Genomic DNA, 17663 nt, shown 5'->3' on the forward strand with positions numbered 1-17663 from the left:
ATGTTCTCCCCAGGGGTGGGCATTGCCCACCATCCGGTGGCTGTGATTGGTTTGATGCAGCTTGGGCTTACTTGTGAAACATGTTCAACATTCGCTGGGAGACCATGAAGCCCCCAGCAATATTGACTGTGCCCAGGAACAGGGCGATCGCCCCTAGAATCGTCATCGGTGAGGTGATATCGCTAGAGATTTGCAACATGCCGCCGATGATGATGATGCCGCTAATGGCATTGGTAACGCTCATCAGGGGGGTGTGCAAGGAGGGGGACACATCCCAAATCACCTTCCAGCCCAAGAAACTGGCCAGCACAAACACCGTAAAGTGAGACATAAACGACTCTGGAGCCCAGAGGCCAATAGCCACAAAGGCCAGGCCAATCACTGCAGGCCAGAAAAGCTGACCCACTAGCCCTTTCTGCTTAGGCTCGGGGGCAACAGCTACGGGGGTGGCGGCTGGTTTAACGGGGGCCGAGGCCGGGGTCTCAGGCTTCGGTGGGGGCCAGATCACTTGCCCTCCCTGGACGACGGTGGTGGCCCGAATCACTTCATCGTCCAGATTAATGTCAAAGTTTTCTGAGCCCCCCAGGTCACTCAGCAGGTGGTATAGGTTATTACCATAGAGCTGACTGGCCTGGGACGCCATCCGACTGGGTAGATCGGTCAAGCCAATGATGGTGACATTGTTGTAGGTGGTGATGTCGCCCGGCTGGGTCATTTCGCAGTTGCCCCCCTGTTCAGCGGCCAAGTCCACGACTACCGAGCCAGGGGTCATGCTTTCGACCATGTCTCGGGTAATTAACAGGGGAGCCTTTTTGCCGGGCACCAGAGCTGTCGTGATAATAATGTCCACTTCTTGAGCCTGTTGGGCAAAGAGGGCCATTTCGGCGGCAATAAAGGCCTGGCTCATCACCTTGGCATAGCCCCCTTCCCCACTGCCGTCTTCTTGAAAGTGCAGCTCCAGGAACTCCGCCCCCATACTCTGCACCTGCTCTTTCACCTCAGGGCGAGTATCAAACGCTTTAACGACGGCCCCTAACCCTTTAGCGGCCCCAATGGCGGCTAACCCAGCCACCCCAGCGCCAATTACCAGCACCTTGGCGGGGGGCATTTTGCCTGCGGCGGTAATTTGGCCGGTAAAACAGCGGCCAAACTGGTTAGCCGCCTCAATCACGGCTCGATAACCCGCAATGTTAGCCATCGAACTCAAGGCATCTAGCTTTTGGGCTCGGGTAATGCGGGGCACCGCATCCATCGCCAAGACGGTTCCCCCCTGGTGCGACAACCGTTCCAAGAGTTCTGGGTTTTGGGCGGGCCAGATAAAGCTCACCAGGGTACTATCTGGCCTTAATAAATCCGCCTCATGCCGTTCCAAGGAGGGATGCCACTGGGGGGCGCGCACCTTCAGCACCACGTCAGCGGTATTCCATAAACTGGCGGCATCGGGTAGCACCTGGCAGCCTGCTTCGGTATAGGCGCGATCGCTGAACTTAGCCCCAGCCCCGGCCTGAGTTTCAACCAGAACCTCGAACCCTAGCTTCTGTAGCTTTTTAGCGGTATCTGGGGTGGCCGCTACCCGACATTCTCCAGGGAAGACCTCCTTTGGAATGCCTACCTTGAGGCCAGAGGGGGTAGTTGAATTTGCCACAGATATATCGTGGGGCTGTGCAATGGTCATAAAAGCAAAAGTTCCTACCTATAGACACCAAATCGATCCTGAAAACTGGATCGTGGGACGATGAAAATTCTAAATTGCAAAGAAAACCTTAATGTTTACACCCAGTTTCAATAAGGGACAAGCTTTGAGTTGGCAAACGTTCTCTACAATGACTCTAGCGCAATGCTCTACCCCTTCTCCTAATCGCCTTAACTCACTGGAACAAGGCTGAACAATATTTAGATTGTTTTTCGATTTGAACAAAACTAAATAGTTGACGCCAGATTCACTGTCTGGATAGTAAGGGGATGTATCAGTAAAGGGGGGCAAACTTCAAGAATGTTTTATTTGTCTGCAAATAATGATGTTATCTCCATCAAGTCCAGCTTGTCAGTCCAGATCGGAATCTGACGTTTTTCCACCAGCAGACTGCCACGCCTAACCTTGGCTTCGAGGTCTTTTACCCTCAGCCATGTCTACTTACCGCCTAGGCGCCGTCAGGACTCGCCTAACCCGTTATGTCTAGGCCCGTTATGCCCCTAGGGTTGGCTTCGTGTTATATGGCGATCGCTCTACCCACCTGGATAATGTTCCCCTTGGTAGAGAATGTTGACCCATGGCAACAGTGGAGGAGAGCAAGGGTATTCTAAGGACACATCTACCCTTGTCGTCTGTATAAACTCAGCACGGTTCTATGAGCATCCTCCAGCCCCCGGTTCAACCGGCATTTCCCCCAGAACCCCCTGCCGCTGACGAGCGTCCAGTGGTGGTGCAAACTCAGGGGTTAACCAAGGCTTACCGCACTGGTTTTTGGCTGAACCAACGGGTTACCTCCCTGCGGGACTGCTCCCTCACCATCTACCAGGGGGAGACCTTTGGCCTACTGGGACCGAATGGGGCCGGTAAGACCACCCTGTTGAAAACCTTGCTGGGTATTGTGCGTCCCACCGCTGGGACGGCTACCCTGCTGGGGCACCCGCTGGGGGATAGCCGCGTGAAGCAGCGGATTGGCTATTTGCCAGAGAATGCCTATTTCTACGACTTTTTGACCGGCTGGGAGTTTCTACACTATACGGCGGGGCTATTTGGCCTGTCACGGGCCGCCCAGCAGCGGCGGATTACGGAGCTATTAGATCTGGTGGGTTTGTCCCAAGCGGCGGCCAAGAAAAAGCAGTTGCGGCAATATTCCAAGGGGATGATGCAGCGGATTGGTATGGCCCAGGCCCTGATCAATGACCCAGATGTGGTGTTTTTAGATGAACCCATGTCGGGCCTTGACCCCACGGGACGGTTTCAGGTGCGGGAAATCATTTTGACCTTGAAGCGAGAAGGCAAAACAATCTTTTTTAACAGCCACATTTTGTCGGATGTGGAGGTGATTTGCGATCGCATCGCCATCCTCGACCAGGGGGATCTGATTGCCATGGGCAGCTTGGACCAGCTACTGGGTACCGCCGATCAATACTTCGTCAAAGGCCGGGGCGGTCACCTGCCAGATCTAGAACCTTGGTTGGATCAACTCACCGTTCAGGGGGATCTCTGGCATGGCCACATCAAAGGCAATCCCTATGAGTTTGCCAAGCAGATCCCCCTGGCCGGAGGCCACTTGATTACCTTGCATCAGACCCGACCAACGTTGGAAGAGTTTTTTATGGACCAAATTCGCCAGCGTCGCCGCGATCGCCAGTCCTGATTCATCAGGGTGCCCCATCGATCCTTAAACTGCGACAGCATAATCTACCAGTTGTACTAGTCGTTGACGCAGGGTCTCGAGCCCCAAGCGCTCGGTAGCTGAGATAAACAGGGCCTGGGGATATTCTTCGCGGGCGATCGCCAGGGCTTCGCTACTGACCCGATCGGCCTTATTAAATACCAACAGCATTGGCCCCGGCACAATCGGCATATCCTTTAAAATCCGCATCACCCAGTGGATTTGGTCTTGCCAGGCAGGGTGGGAAATATCCACCACATGCAGCAGGGCATCGGCTTCGGTCACTTCTTCCAGGGTGGCCCGAAAGGCATCCATCAGGGACGTAGGCAGTTCCTCGATAAAGCCAACGGTATCCGTCAGCACCAGTTGGGTGATCTGGTGGGTTTGGTCTGTGGTGATGGCCAGACGGCGAGTGGTGGGGTCGAGGGTGGCAAACAGTTGGTCGGCGGCGTATACCTCTGAGTTGGTCAAGGTATTCACTAACGTCGACTTACCAGCGTTGGTGTAGCCCACTACGGCCACTGACGGTAAGTTGTCATCTTGGCGACGGTGCCGCAGTCGTCCCCGGTGGGCCTGGAGTTGGTTGACCTCCTGTTGCAGCTTGGTAATCCGCCGTTGAATAGCCCGGCGCTCAGTTTCGAGTTTGGTTTCCCCAGGACCTCGGGTACCAATGCCGCCCCCCAACCGTGACATGGCTCGCCCCCGCCCAGTCAGCCGAGGCATTTGGTATTCCAGTTGGGCGAGCTCAACCTGCAATTTCCCAGCGGCAGTTTGGGCCCGTTGGGCAAAGATATCCAAAATCAATTCGGTGCGATCGACCACCCGCATGCCCACCTGGTTTTCAAGGTTCCGCACCTGGACTGGGGACAGATCCCGATCAAAGACAATCAAGTTAGCCCCTACGGTTTGGGCCGCCAAGGCAACTTCCTGCACCTTCCCGGATCCCAAAACCGTTTGAGGATGGGGTCGAGGCCGCTTTTGCACCATCGCTTCCAGCACCTCTCCTCCGGCGCTTTCCACCAGCCGCTCTAGCTCCTCTAAGCGATGCAGAAATTGTTCAGAGGATTGATTCTGGGTTTGCAGACCAACGACTACGACGCGATCGTGGTCGGTATCCACCTGGCGAGCAGTAAAGGCACGGCGAAAGTCAGCCTCTAGCTCTTCAGTGAACTCTAAAAAGTGTTGGCTCGCCAGGTCATCCAGGGCTGTGGGATCTGACACCACCCAGCGTTGTTCAGGGTGGGGCACCAGGTGAGCTAGGTACGTGGATTGGATGTAGCCAGTGGCGCCGCCGCCCCGGCGGGTAAAGCCACTACCCGTTAGGGTCAATACTGCAAGCACATCCAGTCGCTGCAACGCCATGGTGGTCAAGATGGCTTCACTGGGAGGTTCACCATCAAACTGAGTAGCAATACAGCGAATCCCACAGAGGCGCTCATCCCCGTAGCGGGGCAGTTCTACTGGCGGAATTTGGGTTTGCCGCAAGCTACCTACCCCGACACGAATCACCTGGCCTCGGCGGTTCAGGTAAGCGCAGAGGGGGGAACCCAGGTCGGTACTAACCGCCGCCAGCCGCTGGGCAAACTCAGGAGTAATAATGCAATTCCCTGGCAGTCGCTGGTGATAGAGCTTTTGTAGCTGCTTGAGCTGACTGGGTTTGAGGCCTTTTAGGTTGCCGTAGATGGTGTCGATAGGGTCGATGTCTCCTGCGCTGGGGTGGGATCAATTATATCGGGGAGGTGGGGAGGTGGGGAGGTGGGGAAGTGAAGAGGTGGGGAGGTGGGGAAGTGAAGAGGTGGGAAAGTGAAGAGGTGGGGAGGTGGGGGAATTTTGGATTTTGGACTTTGGATTTTGAATTGTTGAAATCGTGGGGTGCATTCGCGGTCGGGGCTTGGCGTTGGTAGCCAACCTGGGGCCGCAATGCACCGATGGGAATGGGTGATGGGGTGGATGGGTGGATGCGTAGGGGCGAACCGATGTGTCCGCCCTGGCGGGGGAATGGGAGGGGTGGGGAATTTTGAATTTTGAATTTTGAATTTTGGATTCTTCCCTTTTCGTTTTTCGTTCTTCAGAAGCGTAGGGGCGGACCTATGTGTCCGCCCTGAGGGGGGAATGGGTCACGGGAGGAATGCATCTGTTGTGGCTTGCAGGCTGCTAAAGATTGCGATCGCGCAGGAGTTTTTGCCATTCAGCATCCAACTTATCTTTCTGCTCGATCTCTTGATCCACCAGGTCTGTCTCGGTGGTGTAGGCCAGGTCGTCAGTCCCGACTACGGTTTGACCGGCTAGGGTTTGGGCGAAGGAGAGCTTTTCCTTCACCTCGGGAGCGGGTTGTAGCAGCTGTTCGGCTCGTTGTTCCCTGGCCTGGTTGCGGGCTTCAATCTTTTTATTTTGCCACTGCACCCAGAAATAGCGCCCCAGGGGAATAGCCAAGAAGGCGGTGCCGTAAGCTAGTAGCCCCCAGTACAGGGTATTGGCCAGGGCTACAACGCCCCCTAACTCGGCTACCAGAGCCTGGTCTTGTAACAGGTTACCCAGCACCAGCCCTCCAATCAGGTTGGCACCACCCAGGCCAATGGCTAGCATAATCTGGCTGGAGCTGGCCTGGCTAAACTGGCGGGGCAACTCTTGCAGAAACTTAGGAATTGACCGTGTCCGCCCGGCGGCGGCTGTGACTTGTAGCTCGGGAAACTGGTAGACAATCCCCCCCTCTGGGCTCACCTGGGGACGACCATCGAATCGACTTAACACTGGCAGCATAAAATCTTCTAGTTCCTGGTCCCAACCCTGGCCTAAATCGCCTAAAAAGGGAGCGATTTGCTCGGCTACGACAGCGCCATCATTGGCTCGAATTACCGCTGCGATCGCCTGCCAACGGCGATCGTCTAAATCGGCATTGGGGTTACCATCCCCAAACAAGAAAGAAAACACCGCTTCTAAAAAGTTCAAGTCGCTGTCAGACCCACCCTGGGCTCTTACCTGACGGCGGGGAGCACGGCGGCGAGGGTTAGGGGAAAACCACCAAAAAATATTGGGGCCAAACCACACCCGCGGCAGCATCACCATGCCGCCGCCGCCATAGCCACGGTTACGATTATTCCCCTGGCTGCTGGCTGAATTGGCCGCCACCACCAGCGCAATGATGGCCACCGCAATCAGCACCAACGACAAAATCAGGGCAATGCCAAACGAAACCCGAATCAGGTAAAACAGTACTTGCCAGACTTTCTGCCAAGCGGCTTGCCACCGCAAACGCCATGATTTACTGAGCAGCACAGCCCGCAGGTTTTTGGGAAAGACATAGGCGATCTCCCCGGCCTCGGATACTTGTAGATGAGCCTGCACATCCGTCGCCAGGGCCAACACCCCTTGCTGGGCCTCCTGTAGCGATAGGCCCGCCTGGGCGGCCACATCCCCTATGGTGACCCGATAGTCTAAGCGCTCAATGGCCTGGGTGATCGTTTTAGAATGAGCCATATACGAGTCCCCTGGTTCCAGGGCTTCCCTCTAATACCTACTGATTAGTATAAAGAGGGAATTCCTAGAACACAGGGGACGGTAACCGAACACGGCCCAGGTACGTGGTTAGAGATTAGCTTTTACCGAGCACCTGATCACGAATAGCGGCAATATCTTCCAGCAGCTCTTGCCGATTAGAGGCTTTCAGCAAGTACCGATATAAGAACCAACCGCTGTAGATCAGGCCGATTAGCTCAAAGGTAGGCGCTAGCAGCGGTACGTCGTTGACGGCTCCTAACAGCGCCAACACCAGCTTAACGGCAATAATGGCCGCAATAATTAAGCCGACGGTGACAATGGGACGCCGATACCGCTTGAAAAACTCAGAAACATACTCGGGCAAATCGCCCAGCAGCGCAGAGATCTTTTCCCACACTTGCTTAACCTGCCGAGAGGTTTCTTCGCCGAGGGCAGAGGCGGCAGAATCTGACGTGTCAGCGGCAACCGGCGGGGTTTCTGGTTCGTTAAAACTCTGGTCTGACTGAAATTCTGTGCTCATGGCTGATGTTCCCAGGGCTTTGCTATAGGGTGGACTGAATAATTACGAAACAAGAATACACTACTTCACCCGATTTGCTTTGCAGGTTAGGAGAGTTATAGACCGAATTCTTCCGTTTTTCAAATGTTATGTCTGTAACTCTCGCCAACCCGGCTTTGAACCCCCTGGCTCAGGGGTAAGCGGCGTGTTTACTCGCCAGAGAGCCCTTCCAGGGAATCTAAATAGTTGTAAAGCCGACGCTGATCGACCACGATCGCAGGATCTGGTGGTAACGATGACTGGCGATCGCGGCACCGAGCAGCCCTGGCCCAACGAATAAACCCTTGATCTTCCCGACGATCAGCGCGATAGCGTCTGGCCATAGCTACTCTCAGTATCAACTCTTGTACTATAGCTAATCTTGTATACAGAACATCGCGAGGAATTACGGAGGGAAGAGGGAAGAGGGAAGAGGGAAAATTTTGAGTTTTGAGTTTTGCACCTCCCCACCTCTTTACCTCCCCCACCTCCCCCATCCCATCCACCCATCCACCCATCCACCCATCCACCCATCCACTCCCCCCCTCCCCTACGATCGCCAGACCGCATCGGCAACTCGACAGACATCGTGCATTTCAGCCCCATCGTGGACCCGCAGAATATCAGCCCCATTGGCGATCGCGGCGCAGCAGGTGGCCGCTGTGCCCCAGACCCGTTGTTGTGGATCAGGGCGGTCTAGGATGCCGCCAATAAAGCTTTTGCGAGAAGGACCCACCAGCACTGGATGCCCCAGCTGGCGAAAGTCTCGCAAGCGACGGAGTAGCTCCAGGTTTTGGGCAAAGGTTTTGGCAAAGCCCAGGCCAGGGTCAATGGCAATTTGGCTAGGTTTGACCCCCACCGCGATCGCCCCCTCAATCTGGCGTTCCAAGAACTCGTAGATTTCGCCCACCAAATCCTGGTAGTCGGTCATCTGCTGCATGGTGGCTGGGGTGCCCCGCAGATGCATCAAGACGATGGGCACGCCCAGGTCAGCCACCGTCGACAGCATGGCCCGATCGTAGGTGCCTCCAGAAATATCATTAATCAAGTCAGCCCCAGCTCGAATCGCCGCCCGGGCTACCGCTGAGCGGGTGGTATCGACGGAAATTACCGCCTGATTTAACACCTCGTCATCATCTCGCCGAATCGCCTCAATTACGGGGATGACCCGGTCTAATTCTTCAGCACGAGAAATGGAGTCGGCTCCAGGTCGAGTGGACTGTCCGCCAATATCTAAAATGTCAGTACCGTAGTGTACCAGGTGCCGGGCCTGGGCCACAGCCCGCTCGATGGTATTGAACTGGCCGCCATCGCTAAAGCTGTCAGGCGTAACGTTGAGTATTCCCATCAGATAGGTGCGACTGCCCCAAGTAAACGTGCGATCGCGCAACGTCCAGGGGGAAGGAGCCGTAATCACAGACATGGTGGTTGCCCCTGTAGTAACAACAGCCAAGGGACAGGGATGCCCTTAGCTTCTCTATTGTGAGGGATCGGTGGGGGGTTTTGGTGGGGAGGTGGGGAGGTGGGGAGATGGGGAGGTGGGGAGGTGGGGAGGTGGTAGGGGCAGACCCAAGTGTCTGCCCTGTGAAGAGATCAGACAGGGGGGTATGGACAGACTGTGGGCCAGGGAATATTGCGAGGTTTTAAGGTTTACTGCCCTAAGGGGAACGCGGGGGCTTAAAATACAGACGGTTCAGGTTAAGAGATTGTTTGAAAAAGGTCAGCCCAGGTATAGGTTGCCGCCAAGAGGCCGTAAACCTGCTGAAGTTTGGGGGCATTGGCCTACCCCACAGGTATAGCCTGAGACGCACTTTGGCTTTTCAAACAACCTCTAAGAGCCCAGGCCATTTTCTAAGCTGTTTTGAGAGAACAATCGCCATGATCATGGGACGAATTAGGCCTCTTTTGGGGGTTGTATTAGCCGTGATTGCCACCTGCCTAGTCGCTTGTGGCGGCCCAGCCGCTAAGGTTCCCACTACCTACACCCCCGAGGTGTTGCAGCAGGTTGAGCTGTACACCCCTGGTGTAGCTGAGTTACGCGATCGCTTTCCGGAGCTAGAAAGCTACATTCAAGACCAGGATTGGGTTGACGTTCAAAGTTTTATCCATGGTCCAATGGGCGAATTGCGGACGCGAGTAAACCGTTTGGCCGCTACTCTGCTACCCAAAGACCAGCCCCAAGCTCAGGCCCTGGCTAAAGAGCTGTATGGACACCTTGAACGCCTGGATGAAGCGGCAGCTAATGGCCAACAGGTGATCGCTGGACAAGAGTACCGCAACGCTCTGGATGACTTTGATAGCTTCCTGAGTTTAGTGCCCACCTTTGAGTAGTTCAGCCCTTGACCCAGGTTGTGATCGTAGGCTGCGGCGTCGTGGGGGCGGCCATTGCCTACGAATTGAGTTTACACACTAAATTTGACATTACTGTCATCGACCAAAACTCCCCGGCCCAGGGATCTACCGGGGCTGCCCTCGGGGTGTTGATGGCGGTGATTAGCCATAAGGTCAAGGGGCGTAACTGGCGATTGCGAGCCCAGAGTCTAGCCCGGTACCAGACCTTAATTCCTGAGCTAGAAGCCAAGACGGGGCAGTCGATTCCCCACAATACCCAAGGCATTCTTAGCCTCTGCTTTGACGCTGAAGCACTACCCCGTTGGCGATCGCTGCAGACTATACGGCAGGCTCAGGGTTATGCCCTAGAGATTTGGTCACCCCAGCAGGTCATCCGTCGTTGCCCCCATCTGGAGACCTCTGGCCTGGTAGGGGGTATTTATTCGCCCCAAGATTTGCAAGTTAGCCCTACGGCTCTGACCCAGGCGCTGGTGGCTGCTGCCGCTGCCCATAGGGTCAAGTTTTGCTTGCACCAGCCGGTTACCCAGCTAGAGACTTCAGTGGCTGAGGGACGCTGTACTCGGGTTCACACCACAGCCCAAACGGTTGTGGCTGATGCGGTGGTGGTGTCGGCTGGCTTGGGGTCAGCGGCCTTATCTCAGGCGCTCAACTGTCCGTTAGCCCTAGGGCCAGTACTGGGGCAAGGGCTGAAGCTACACTGCGATCGCCCCCTGGGCCATCCTGACTTTCAGCCTGTGATCAATGGCGACGACATTCACCTGGTGCCCCTGGGTCAGGGGGATTACTGGCTGGGGGCCACCGTGGAATTTCCCCCAGATACGCCTGAGGCCGAGATTCTAGCTATGCAGCCTGAGGCAGCCCGGCTGCAAGCTATGATCGATGGGGCGATCGCCTACTGCCCAGCCCTGGCAGATGCGACGATTAGCGATCGCTGGTTTGGTTTGCGCCCCCGCCCCCAGGGCCAAGCCGCTCCGGTGATTCAACCTATGGCCGGGTACAGTAATGTTTGCTTAGCCACTGGCCACTACCGCAATGGTGTGCTCTTAGCCCCAGCCACGGCCCTAGCGGTGCGCGACTGGCTGGTTGAAAATACCGGTTGAACCCACTAAAGATCCGCCTCAAAATGAAGTACCCGCTAAAGCCGTTACCTCATAACGGGTTCTCACCTGCGTGGGAATGTCGTTGGGACTTGATTAACTGGCGAGTCCCTTGGCCTAAATCAACGGTTTAAATCAAAAGAGACGCAGCCTTAGCTACGCCTCTTTGTGAAAGTAATACACGGTGAAAGTAATACACGAAAGAATATGAACTACATTCCGATAAGCTCACCTTAAGCAGGCTAAGCGGCTTCCATCCAGTCATAGATCTTCTCTAATTGCTCTAGGCTTACTAAGCCGTACTGCCAAAGAATCATAGGCAGGGGGCCAGGATCCTGTTCGCTGTGCTTTAAGGCCACCTGGAGGGAGGCCGAAGAAATCGCCAGTTCGTCTTGCAAAAACCGAATCAGATTAGGTTGTCCGTCTAGGGTCATTGAGTCTCACCTCCTTGGGGTAAGTCGTAGGGTAAATAGGGTTTATATACAGCCAGACCGTCAGCTAGGGCTACAACACCCTAAAGTCTTAAGCTATCTCGGTATCAGGTTGAGAGATATTGCCCACGATTTTACACAAGGATGCATCCGTAGCAACATCAATTTTTTGTACGGTTTTTGCACCAATAAGCACACCCTAGCCAACTGCATAGTCTGGTAACAGCCAAGGCCTTCAGACATATAGCCTCATGACACCATTGCTGCGCTCAACCTTTTCCGGTTGACACTCGAAGTCACCCGTTGCCCGCAACCAGGCTATGGACGTAAAAAATGATACCCAGATGGGTATCGCCCATATCAGTACTGCTTAACGGAACGTAAGACCCGTTAATAATGCGTTAACTATAACGAATCCGCCAACAGGTGTCAGACACGGTCAGCCATAGATTGCAGCTTAAACCGACGACTAAGCAATTTAGCCGAGGGAGAAGACGACGGACGTACCCTACCCCAAATCTGAGCGCACAGCAGTAACCCCTGGGTCAGCTCCCGTTACCCAGAAATCCACGGTTGGTCCCAAGGACCGCCGCCCACCTCCAACCCGCATTGATCGCTGGTAGCCGTGAGTAGGGGCACCAGCGTTTGACCTTGCTTGCGCCAAAGCTGGAGCTGCACCTGGCCCAGAGCTGTATCCCGGCAGCAGTAAATCAATCCTTGGCGAGTGGGGGCGCGCAGGGGGGTGCCAGGCAAGGGGGTGGTCCCTATGAGGCTGACCACATGGCTCGGGTTTTCGGCCCGCATCGCCCAGTGGCCCCAAGGCTGAACCGCCCAACTCACCTGGCCATTCCAGGGAACAAATTCAAAAAACTGGCCTTGATAATGTAGGCCCACCATGGCCACTTCTTCCATCCAGGCTATGACCTGCCGGCGCCCCCCACCAGCCGTTAGGGCCAGATCGGGAATGCCATCAAAGGCGTTGCAGTTAAACCAAAACCACCTTTCTGGAAACGAGCCACCCCAGTTTTTTTCACTGTAGGCCGGTGCATCGGTAAAGTCATAGCGCTGCCCCTGCCATTCGATCCAGCCGCTGGATCGGCCATGGGCCATGAGAACTTGCCAGCCCGGCTCAAAGATTTGAAACTGAGATAGCCAACCAGCGGTTGACTGCTGGGCTTGGTCAGGCTGCCCCCAGCCATAGACTGGCTCGGTGCGGTAATGCCAACGGACGGTTTCGCCGCTGCCGGGATCAGTGAGTTTCCCCTGATGGTCTGTAGCGGTGACCTGGTAACCCTCAGGTATCAGGGTCTCAAAGTCTGTGGGGGGTAGCCAGCCGGGAGATTGGGCCAGGGGATTTTGTCGCCAATGGCCTAACCCTAGGGCCTCTGGCCAGGCCCAAAACAATTGGGTATTGGGCAAAGTGCGGCAAAAGTAGGCGTCGTCGGGGCCTAAAATTTGGGCAGCACCGCCGCTGTGGGGCTGCCCCCCTTGGGGATCTTCGATGGAGTACATGAAGGCAAAGGTATGATTTGGCTTCGGCAGGGTGATCCGAAAGTACCAGCCTTCAAAAAATCGCCGGGGCTTACCATCCCAGTGGTAGCCACTGTGGGGAGTCTGTAGTTGCATTATTTCTCCACCCACCGAGGCACATACTGCCAGCTATCTCGCATGCGATCGCGGTAGGTCTGATAGTGGGGTAGTTTCTCACCTACGAGCTGCCAAAACACTTTGGAGTGGTTCATGTGCACAGTGTGGCACAACTCATGGACAAAGACGTAATGCACCAGGTCTGAGGGTAAAAACAAGAGTTTGTAGTTGAGGCTGATGTTTTTTTGGGTGGAGCAACTGGCCCAGCGAGTTTTTTGTCCCCGAATGGAGACTCGACCAAAGGGCAGATGACGATCAAAGCTGAGTTCCCGCAACCAGGGGGCAAACTCGGCCCGGGCTTTGCGGGTTAGCCACTGGCGTAGCAGGTCGGTGCAGGCTGATGTGTTGTCGGTGTTCCCCCGCAATAATAAGGTCTGGGGGGCAGGTTGGGTGAGCCCCAGGCTAGCGGCGGAGCTGTGCTGGTAGAGAACTTGCCAGGTTTGCTGGCGCGATCGCAGCTCAATGATTTCTGGTTTGGTTTCAAAGTGGTGGGGGGCTAGGTCGGCGGTTTGCTGCTCCAAATTTTGCTTGGTTTGCCACAACCAGTCCCGTCGCTTTTCCAGTAGCTCTGGCAGCCGCTTGTGGTCAAAGCCCCGAGGCACAACGACCTCGATTGCCCCGTCCAGATGAATTTTGATGGACACATGCTTGGCCCGAGCACTTTCCCGAATACCATAGTCCGGCAGCCCAGGGGGCACTGTGTGGAATAACTTTAGCTGTTCGGAAGCATCAGCCATACTGGCCTAACATTAAAGCACCTGCTCTATCCTACGGTGCTCTAGGAAAGACAGCAAAATTTGTTGGTGGGGTACCCCCAGGGGGCGGACCTGATTGGCCCGGGTCGAGTAACGTTGCCCCTGGTGAATGTCCGCTACAGTCCACAGAGCTAAATCCCAACCTTCATTCAGCTGCAACTGGTCCACTGGCCGCTCCAACGGGCCGTGGAAGACGTGGCGCACTACAGATTCTGAGTCAAACCGTTGAAAGAAGGTTAACTGGGACGGCGCGTAGCCAATTTCCTCTTGCAGTTCTCGGCGAACGGCCGCATCAGGGGATTCCCCCGGGTTCAAGTGGCCGCCAAAAAAAGCCCAGTGACCCGGATAAACGATGGTGGGAATATCATCCCGCAGTTGCATTAGGTAACGATCATGGTGGTGCAGAATCGCGATCGCCACCTGTGGTATTTGCCCCATGGGAACTCAGTCTGAATGGCCAACCGCAGTATAGCCGGTTTAACTCGGTCCAAGCGGGAGACTAGCGCCCAGACCCGCGTCCTTCGGGGTACTGTGAGACGCTCAAGTTTGGGGGTGGCAGGCTGTTGTAGCAATCCATTGGTGTTATGTCCTGATGGTGGATAAGGACAACTACAACAATGGGGCTTGGGATTACGGAAACAGTTCAGATACCCTTAATCTCTAGAACCTAGCCATCACCGCCCCAAGACCGCCGTGCCTTCATAAAAATAGAGGCCAGCGATGCAACCGGTCATGAGGGTGGCTAAGGTACCCGCCCACAAAGCTTTCCAGCTTAATTCGCTGATGTCTTGACGACGGGAGGGGACAAGGCCTGACAGACCGCCGACAAAAATGCCCACCGAGGGAATGTGGGCAAAGCCACAGAGCACATAGCTGACGATCACCAGGGCGCGATCGCTAATGGCGCCTTCTGCTGCTAGATCCGCTAAGGCAATGTAGGGGGGAATGGCCGTCTCCAGAAGTCGCCGCCCAATCAGCTGGGAGGAAATCCACAGTTCTGTCCAGTCTAGGGATACTCCGGTCAGAAAGGTCAGGGGTAAAAATATGGCTCCCATAATATTTTGCAAGGTCATGACCTGAAACACCTGACCCAGGCTGCGCCACAGGGCCACGTCACTGTCGGCCAAGGTGGCCAGTTGGGCAAAGATTAGATTTAGCAGAGCAATTAACCCCAAAATGGCAATCAGGGCAGCCACGATACCGACGGCCATTTTGACGCCGTCTAAAGCGCCTAAGATCAGACTGTCCATGGGAGATTTGCGATCGCCGTCGGTCATGTCAATGGCAGGTACCTTGCCCAGGGTTTCAGGCACCGCCTGTTCGGGGACCAAAATCTTCGCCATCACAAAGGCAGCGGGGATGGTTAGCACCGAGGCCGACATCAAGTGCCCGGCGATCGCCGGAAACGTCCCCCGCAAATAACCGGCATACAGCCCCAGCATTGTCGAAGCAATAGAGCCAAACATCGAGGCCATAATCGCACAGAGCTCGCTGCGGGTCATGCGTTCCAAAAAGGGCCTGATGGCAATGGCTGACTCGATGCCAACAAAGATATTGGCCCCCCCGGCCAGGGCTTCCGCACCGCTGATGTTCATGGACCAGCGAAAGAACTGGGCAAACGCGCGAATCACCGGTTGAATTAGCCCCAGGCCATATAACAATGAGAAAATCGCCGAAAAGAAGACTACCTGGGGGAGCGAACGAAAGGCAAAGATGTACCCCAGGTTCAAGTTATCGGTCCCCAATCGATCCCCCGGCACTGGGGTAAACGGCGGGGTTAGAGCCCGAGCGACCCACCGACCTGCCCCCGATGGCCCCACCGGTTGGCTGAAGTCGGGGACCAAAATCGGGCCAAACAAAAATCGAGCCCCGGCGTCTGAGGCGTCAATTAAGCCGTTGAGAATACCGCTAAGCCACACCACCAGATCACGACTGAGGGGCACCAGGAAGATCAGCAGCCCCAGTACCAGTTGCAGCCCGATCCCCCATAGGATCATTTTCCAGGGAACCTGACGACGATCTTCAGAACCAAGCCAGGCAATGAAACACAGCCCCCCAATGCCCAACAGCGAAATCAACCGCAGCGCCATAGCCTAAGTCCTTTCTCTGCTCCGTAAATTTGGCCATCTGCACCGATTATGCCAGCAATTCTGACTTTGGCCGTGCATTGGGGATCTAAACGGCTGAGGGAGGGTATTGGAGTCTCCTAGACTCTAGGGGCAAAGCCAGGGCTTCTATCCCAGATCAACCAAGACTCTGTCACAAGATAGTCGTTCCATCCCAAGGTAGAGGTGCTATCCTCCACTGTGAGTGTGAGTGAGTGAGCAAGGAATTCAGAGCTATGGTGAGTTCTCCGGTTAAACCGACGGTTGCTGTACCTGCAGATCAACCTCCTGTAGGTCGTTCTCAAGGATTTACTGAGGGGTTGGGGGCACTGTCTTTGCCCAAAACGCCACTCTTTGGCACCGATGGTATCCGAGGTCATGCTGGGGAGCTATTGACGGCCCCACTGGCCATGGCTGTGGGCTATTGGGCCGGTCAGGTGTTGCGATCCCAGGGACAGCTCCAGGGCCCGGTAATTCTGGGCCAAGATTCCCGTAATTCTGGCCACATGCTGGCCACCGCCCTGTCCGCTGGCCTCACCTCTGCTGGCTTAGATGTATGGTACATCGGGCTATGCCCCACCCCGACGGTGGCCTACTTGGCTGAATCCTGTCAGGCCTCGGGGGGGATCATGATCTCGGCCAGCCATAACCCTCCTGAAGACAATGGCATCAAGTTCTTTGGCGGCGACGGCACTAAGCTGAATAGCACCATGCAGGCGGACATTGAAGCCGCCCTGCGCGGTCAGTCAGTGGTAACTGAGGCGGCCCCCGCCACCACCTGGGGCCAGTGCTATTACCGTCCAGAGTTGGTCAACCGCTACATCAGCTTTTTGCACAAGCCTTTGCAGCCCGATTTAGACCTGCGGGGCATGAAAGTTGTGCTGGATATGGCCTGGGGCTCAGCCACTCGCCTAGCCGCCCAGGTATTTCAGGAAGCTGGGGCCGAGGTAATCGCACTCCATGACCAACCGGATGGCGATTTAATTAACGTCAACTGTGGCTCTACCCATTTAACTCCCCTCAAGGCCGCTGTGAAAACCCACCAGGCCCAACTGGGCTTTGCCTTTGATGGCGACGCCGACCGGGTGATGGCGGTTGACCCCGAGGGGCGAGTGGTCGATGGCGACTACATTTTATATTTCTGGGGCCAGCGACTGCGGGAGCAGGGCCGTTTACCCGACAATACCCTGGTTTCGACTGTGATGGCTAACCTAGGCTTTGAGCGAGCATGGCAAGCCCTGGGCGGCACCCTGGTACGCACCCAGGTGGGAGACCAGCACGTCCATGCTGAAATGGTGAGCCGAGGTGCCAAGTTGGGAGGGGAGCAGTCCGGCCATATCCTCTGCCACCACTACAGCCTCACCGGGGATGGGATTCTCACGGCGCTACACCTGGCCTCGTTGGTGCAAACCACAGGGGGGTGCCTGGCGGCGTTGATGAACCAAAGTTTTCAGACCTATCCCCAGCTGTTGCAGAATGTGCGGGTGGTCGATCGCGATCGCAGACTCAACTGGCAAGATTGCGACCCCGTGATGCAATCGATCCAGACTGCAGAGCAAGCCATGGGCAGCGAAGGCCGAGTGTTGGTGCGACCATCTGGGACTGAGCCCGTGATTCGGGTGATGGTGGAGGCGGTGCAGCAGGAGCTCGTCACCCACTGGATGCAGCATATTGTCGGATCCGTATCTCGTCATTTAGCCGTTTGAACAGTATACGGTTCAAGATTCAGGGCATACGATTAGGGGCGGGCAGACAAATCAGGTACCCGCTGCTCGGAAGGTCCCTCGCTGGGAACAAGTCCTAATTCTTAATCTTGATTCTTAATCTTGACGCTGCCCGAGTAGATGGCCCCAGAAGTCGGCCAGCCTTTCCTGA

At 55.6% G+C, this 17663-nt stretch carries 15 protein-coding genes; 4 read left to right on the forward strand and 11 right to left on the reverse strand.

What is annotated here, in order from left to right; genetic code table 11:
• Positions 1-67: 67 nt before the first annotated feature.
• Positions 68-1675 carry a Re/Si-specific NAD(P)(+) transhydrogenase subunit alpha gene (pntA, locus tag E1H13_RS09600; RefSeq protein ID WP_169613193.1) on the reverse strand — a complete coding sequence of 536 codons (1608 nt, stop codon included), beginning with the start codon at positions 1673-1675 and terminating at the stop codon, positions 68-70.
• 673 nt (positions 1676-2348) lie between these two features.
• Here pntA and E1H13_RS09605 point away from each other — a divergent pair.
• Positions 2349-3347, forward strand: a complete 999-nt coding sequence (locus tag E1H13_RS09605) for an ABC transporter ATP-binding protein (protein WP_169613194.1) — start codon at positions 2349-2351, stop codon at positions 3345-3347.
• Positions 3348-3371: 24 nt separating this feature from the next.
• On the opposite strand, the gene hflX is transcribed toward E1H13_RS09605, so the two are convergent.
• From hflX to folP, 5 genes are all read right to left on the reverse strand, one after another.
• Positions 3372-5057, reverse strand: a complete 1686-nt coding sequence (hflX, locus tag E1H13_RS09610) for a GTPase HflX (RefSeq protein ID WP_169613226.1) — start codon at positions 5055-5057, stop codon at positions 3372-3374.
• 462 nt (positions 5058-5519) lie between these two features.
• Positions 5520-6842, reverse strand: a complete 1323-nt coding sequence (locus E1H13_RS09615) for a hypothetical protein (RefSeq protein WP_169613195.1) — start codon at positions 6840-6842, stop codon at positions 5520-5522.
• Between the two features lie 115 nt (positions 6843-6957).
• Positions 6958-7383: a CAAD domain-containing protein gene (locus tag E1H13_RS09620; protein WP_169613196.1), complete on the reverse strand. Its 426-nt coding sequence runs from the start codon at positions 7381-7383 to the stop codon at positions 6958-6960.
• A gap of 188 nt (positions 7384-7571) precedes the next feature.
• Positions 7572-7745: a hypothetical protein gene (locus E1H13_RS09625; protein ID WP_169613197.1), complete on the reverse strand. Its 174-nt coding sequence runs from the start codon at positions 7743-7745 to the stop codon at positions 7572-7574.
• 206 nt (positions 7746-7951) lie between these two features.
• Positions 7952-8824 carry a dihydropteroate synthase gene (folP, locus tag E1H13_RS09630; protein WP_169613198.1) on the reverse strand — a complete coding sequence of 291 codons (873 nt, stop codon included), beginning with the start codon at positions 8822-8824 and terminating at the stop codon, positions 7952-7954.
• Positions 8825-9279: 455 nt separating this feature from the next.
• Here folP and psbQ point away from each other — a divergent pair, with 455 nt between their 5' ends.
• Positions 9280-9732, forward strand: a complete 453-nt coding sequence (gene psbQ / locus E1H13_RS09635; protein WP_240966564.1) for a photosystem II protein PsbQ — start codon at positions 9280-9282, stop codon at positions 9730-9732.
• An 8-nt stretch (positions 9733-9740) separates the two neighbouring features.
• Positions 9741-10853 (forward strand): FAD-dependent oxidoreductase, encoded by a 1113-nt coding sequence (locus E1H13_RS09640; RefSeq protein ID WP_169613199.1) that lies wholly within the window; start codon positions 9741-9743, stop codon positions 10851-10853.
• Positions 10854-11092: 239 nt separating this feature from the next.
• On the opposite strand, the gene E1H13_RS09645 is transcribed toward E1H13_RS09640, so the two are convergent.
• The 5 genes from E1H13_RS09645 to E1H13_RS09665 all read right to left on the reverse strand — a co-directional run bounded on the left by E1H13_RS09645 (position 11093) and on the right by E1H13_RS09665 (position 15773).
• Positions 11093-11284 carry a DUF2949 domain-containing protein gene (locus E1H13_RS09645; RefSeq protein ID WP_169613200.1) on the reverse strand — a complete coding sequence of 64 codons (192 nt, stop codon included), beginning with the start codon at positions 11282-11284 and terminating at the stop codon, positions 11093-11095.
• Between the two features lie 552 nt (positions 11285-11836).
• Positions 11837-12907 carry a tocopherol cyclase family protein gene (locus E1H13_RS09650; protein WP_169613201.1) on the reverse strand — a complete coding sequence of 357 codons (1071 nt, stop codon included), beginning with the start codon at positions 12905-12907 and terminating at the stop codon, positions 11837-11839.
• Entirely contained in the window at positions 12907-13665 is a 759-nt protein-coding gene (locus E1H13_RS09655; RefSeq protein WP_169613202.1) for a SprT family zinc-dependent metalloprotease, read from the reverse strand. The genes E1H13_RS09650 and E1H13_RS09655 overlap by 1 nt, the downstream gene beginning before the upstream one ends.
• Before the next feature lie 12 nt (positions 13666-13677).
• Positions 13678-14121 carry an NUDIX hydrolase gene (locus E1H13_RS09660; RefSeq protein WP_169613203.1) on the reverse strand — a complete coding sequence of 148 codons (444 nt, stop codon included), beginning with the start codon at positions 14119-14121 and terminating at the stop codon, positions 13678-13680.
• Positions 14122-14357: 236 nt separating this feature from the next.
• A complete protein-coding gene (locus tag E1H13_RS09665; protein WP_169613204.1) occupies positions 14358-15773 on the reverse strand; it encodes a nucleoside transporter C-terminal domain-containing protein in 1416 nt (471 codons plus the stop codon).
• Positions 15774-16024: 251 nt separating this feature from the next.
• Here E1H13_RS09665 and glmM point away from each other — a divergent pair, with 251 nt between their 5' ends.
• Positions 16025-17494 (forward strand): phosphoglucosamine mutase, encoded by a 1470-nt coding sequence (gene glmM / locus E1H13_RS09670; RefSeq protein ID WP_169613205.1) that lies wholly within the window; start codon positions 16025-16027, stop codon positions 17492-17494.
• Positions 17495-17663: the final 169 nt, after the last annotated feature.

The sequence above is a fragment of the Nodosilinea sp. P-1105 genome (genome assembly GCF_012911975.1).
Classification (GTDB): Bacteria; Cyanobacteriota; Cyanobacteriia; order Phormidesmidales; family Phormidesmidaceae; genus Nodosilinea.

Bases quoted from the DNA above. Each gene is read 5' to 3' on its own strand.
- glmM (WP_169613205.1), top strand. From the start codon at position 16,025: ATGGTGAGTTCTCCGGTTAAACCGACGGTTGCTGTACCTGCAGATCAA.
- pntA (WP_169613193.1), bottom strand. From the start codon at position 1,675: ATGACCATTGCACAGCCCCACGATATATCTGTGGCAAATTCAACTACC.
- E1H13_RS09660 (WP_169613203.1), bottom strand. From the start codon at position 14,121: ATGGGGCAAATACCACAGGTGGCGATCGCGATTCTGCACCACCATGAT.
- E1H13_RS09625 (WP_169613197.1), bottom strand. From the start codon at position 7,745: ATGGCCAGACGCTATCGCGCTGATCGTCGGGAAGATCAAGGGTTTATT.
- E1H13_RS09650 (WP_169613201.1), bottom strand. From the start codon at position 12,907: ATGCAACTACAGACTCCCCACAGTGGCTACCACTGGGATGGTAAGCCC.
- E1H13_RS09665 (WP_169613204.1), bottom strand. From the start codon at position 15,773: ATGGCGCTGCGGTTGATTTCGCTGTTGGGCATTGGGGGGCTGTGTTTC.
- E1H13_RS09620 (WP_169613196.1), bottom strand. From the start codon at position 7,383: ATGAGCACAGAATTTCAGTCAGACCAGAGTTTTAACGAACCAGAAACC.
- E1H13_RS09615 (WP_169613195.1), bottom strand. From the start codon at position 6,842: ATGGCTCATTCTAAAACGATCACCCAGGCCATTGAGCGCTTAGACTAT.
- E1H13_RS09605 (WP_169613194.1), top strand. From the start codon at position 2,349: ATGAGCATCCTCCAGCCCCCGGTTCAACCGGCATTTCCCCCAGAACCC.
- psbQ (WP_240966564.1), top strand. From the start codon at position 9,280: ATGATCATGGGACGAATTAGGCCTCTTTTGGGGGTTGTATTAGCCGTG.
- E1H13_RS09655 (WP_169613202.1), bottom strand. From the start codon at position 13,665: ATGGCTGATGCTTCCGAACAGCTAAAGTTATTCCACACAGTGCCCCCT.
- folP (WP_169613198.1), bottom strand. From the start codon at position 8,824: ATGTCTGTGATTACGGCTCCTTCCCCCTGGACGTTGCGCGATCGCACG.
- E1H13_RS09645 (WP_169613200.1), bottom strand. From the start codon at position 11,284: ATGACCCTAGACGGACAACCTAATCTGATTCGGTTTTTGCAAGACGAA.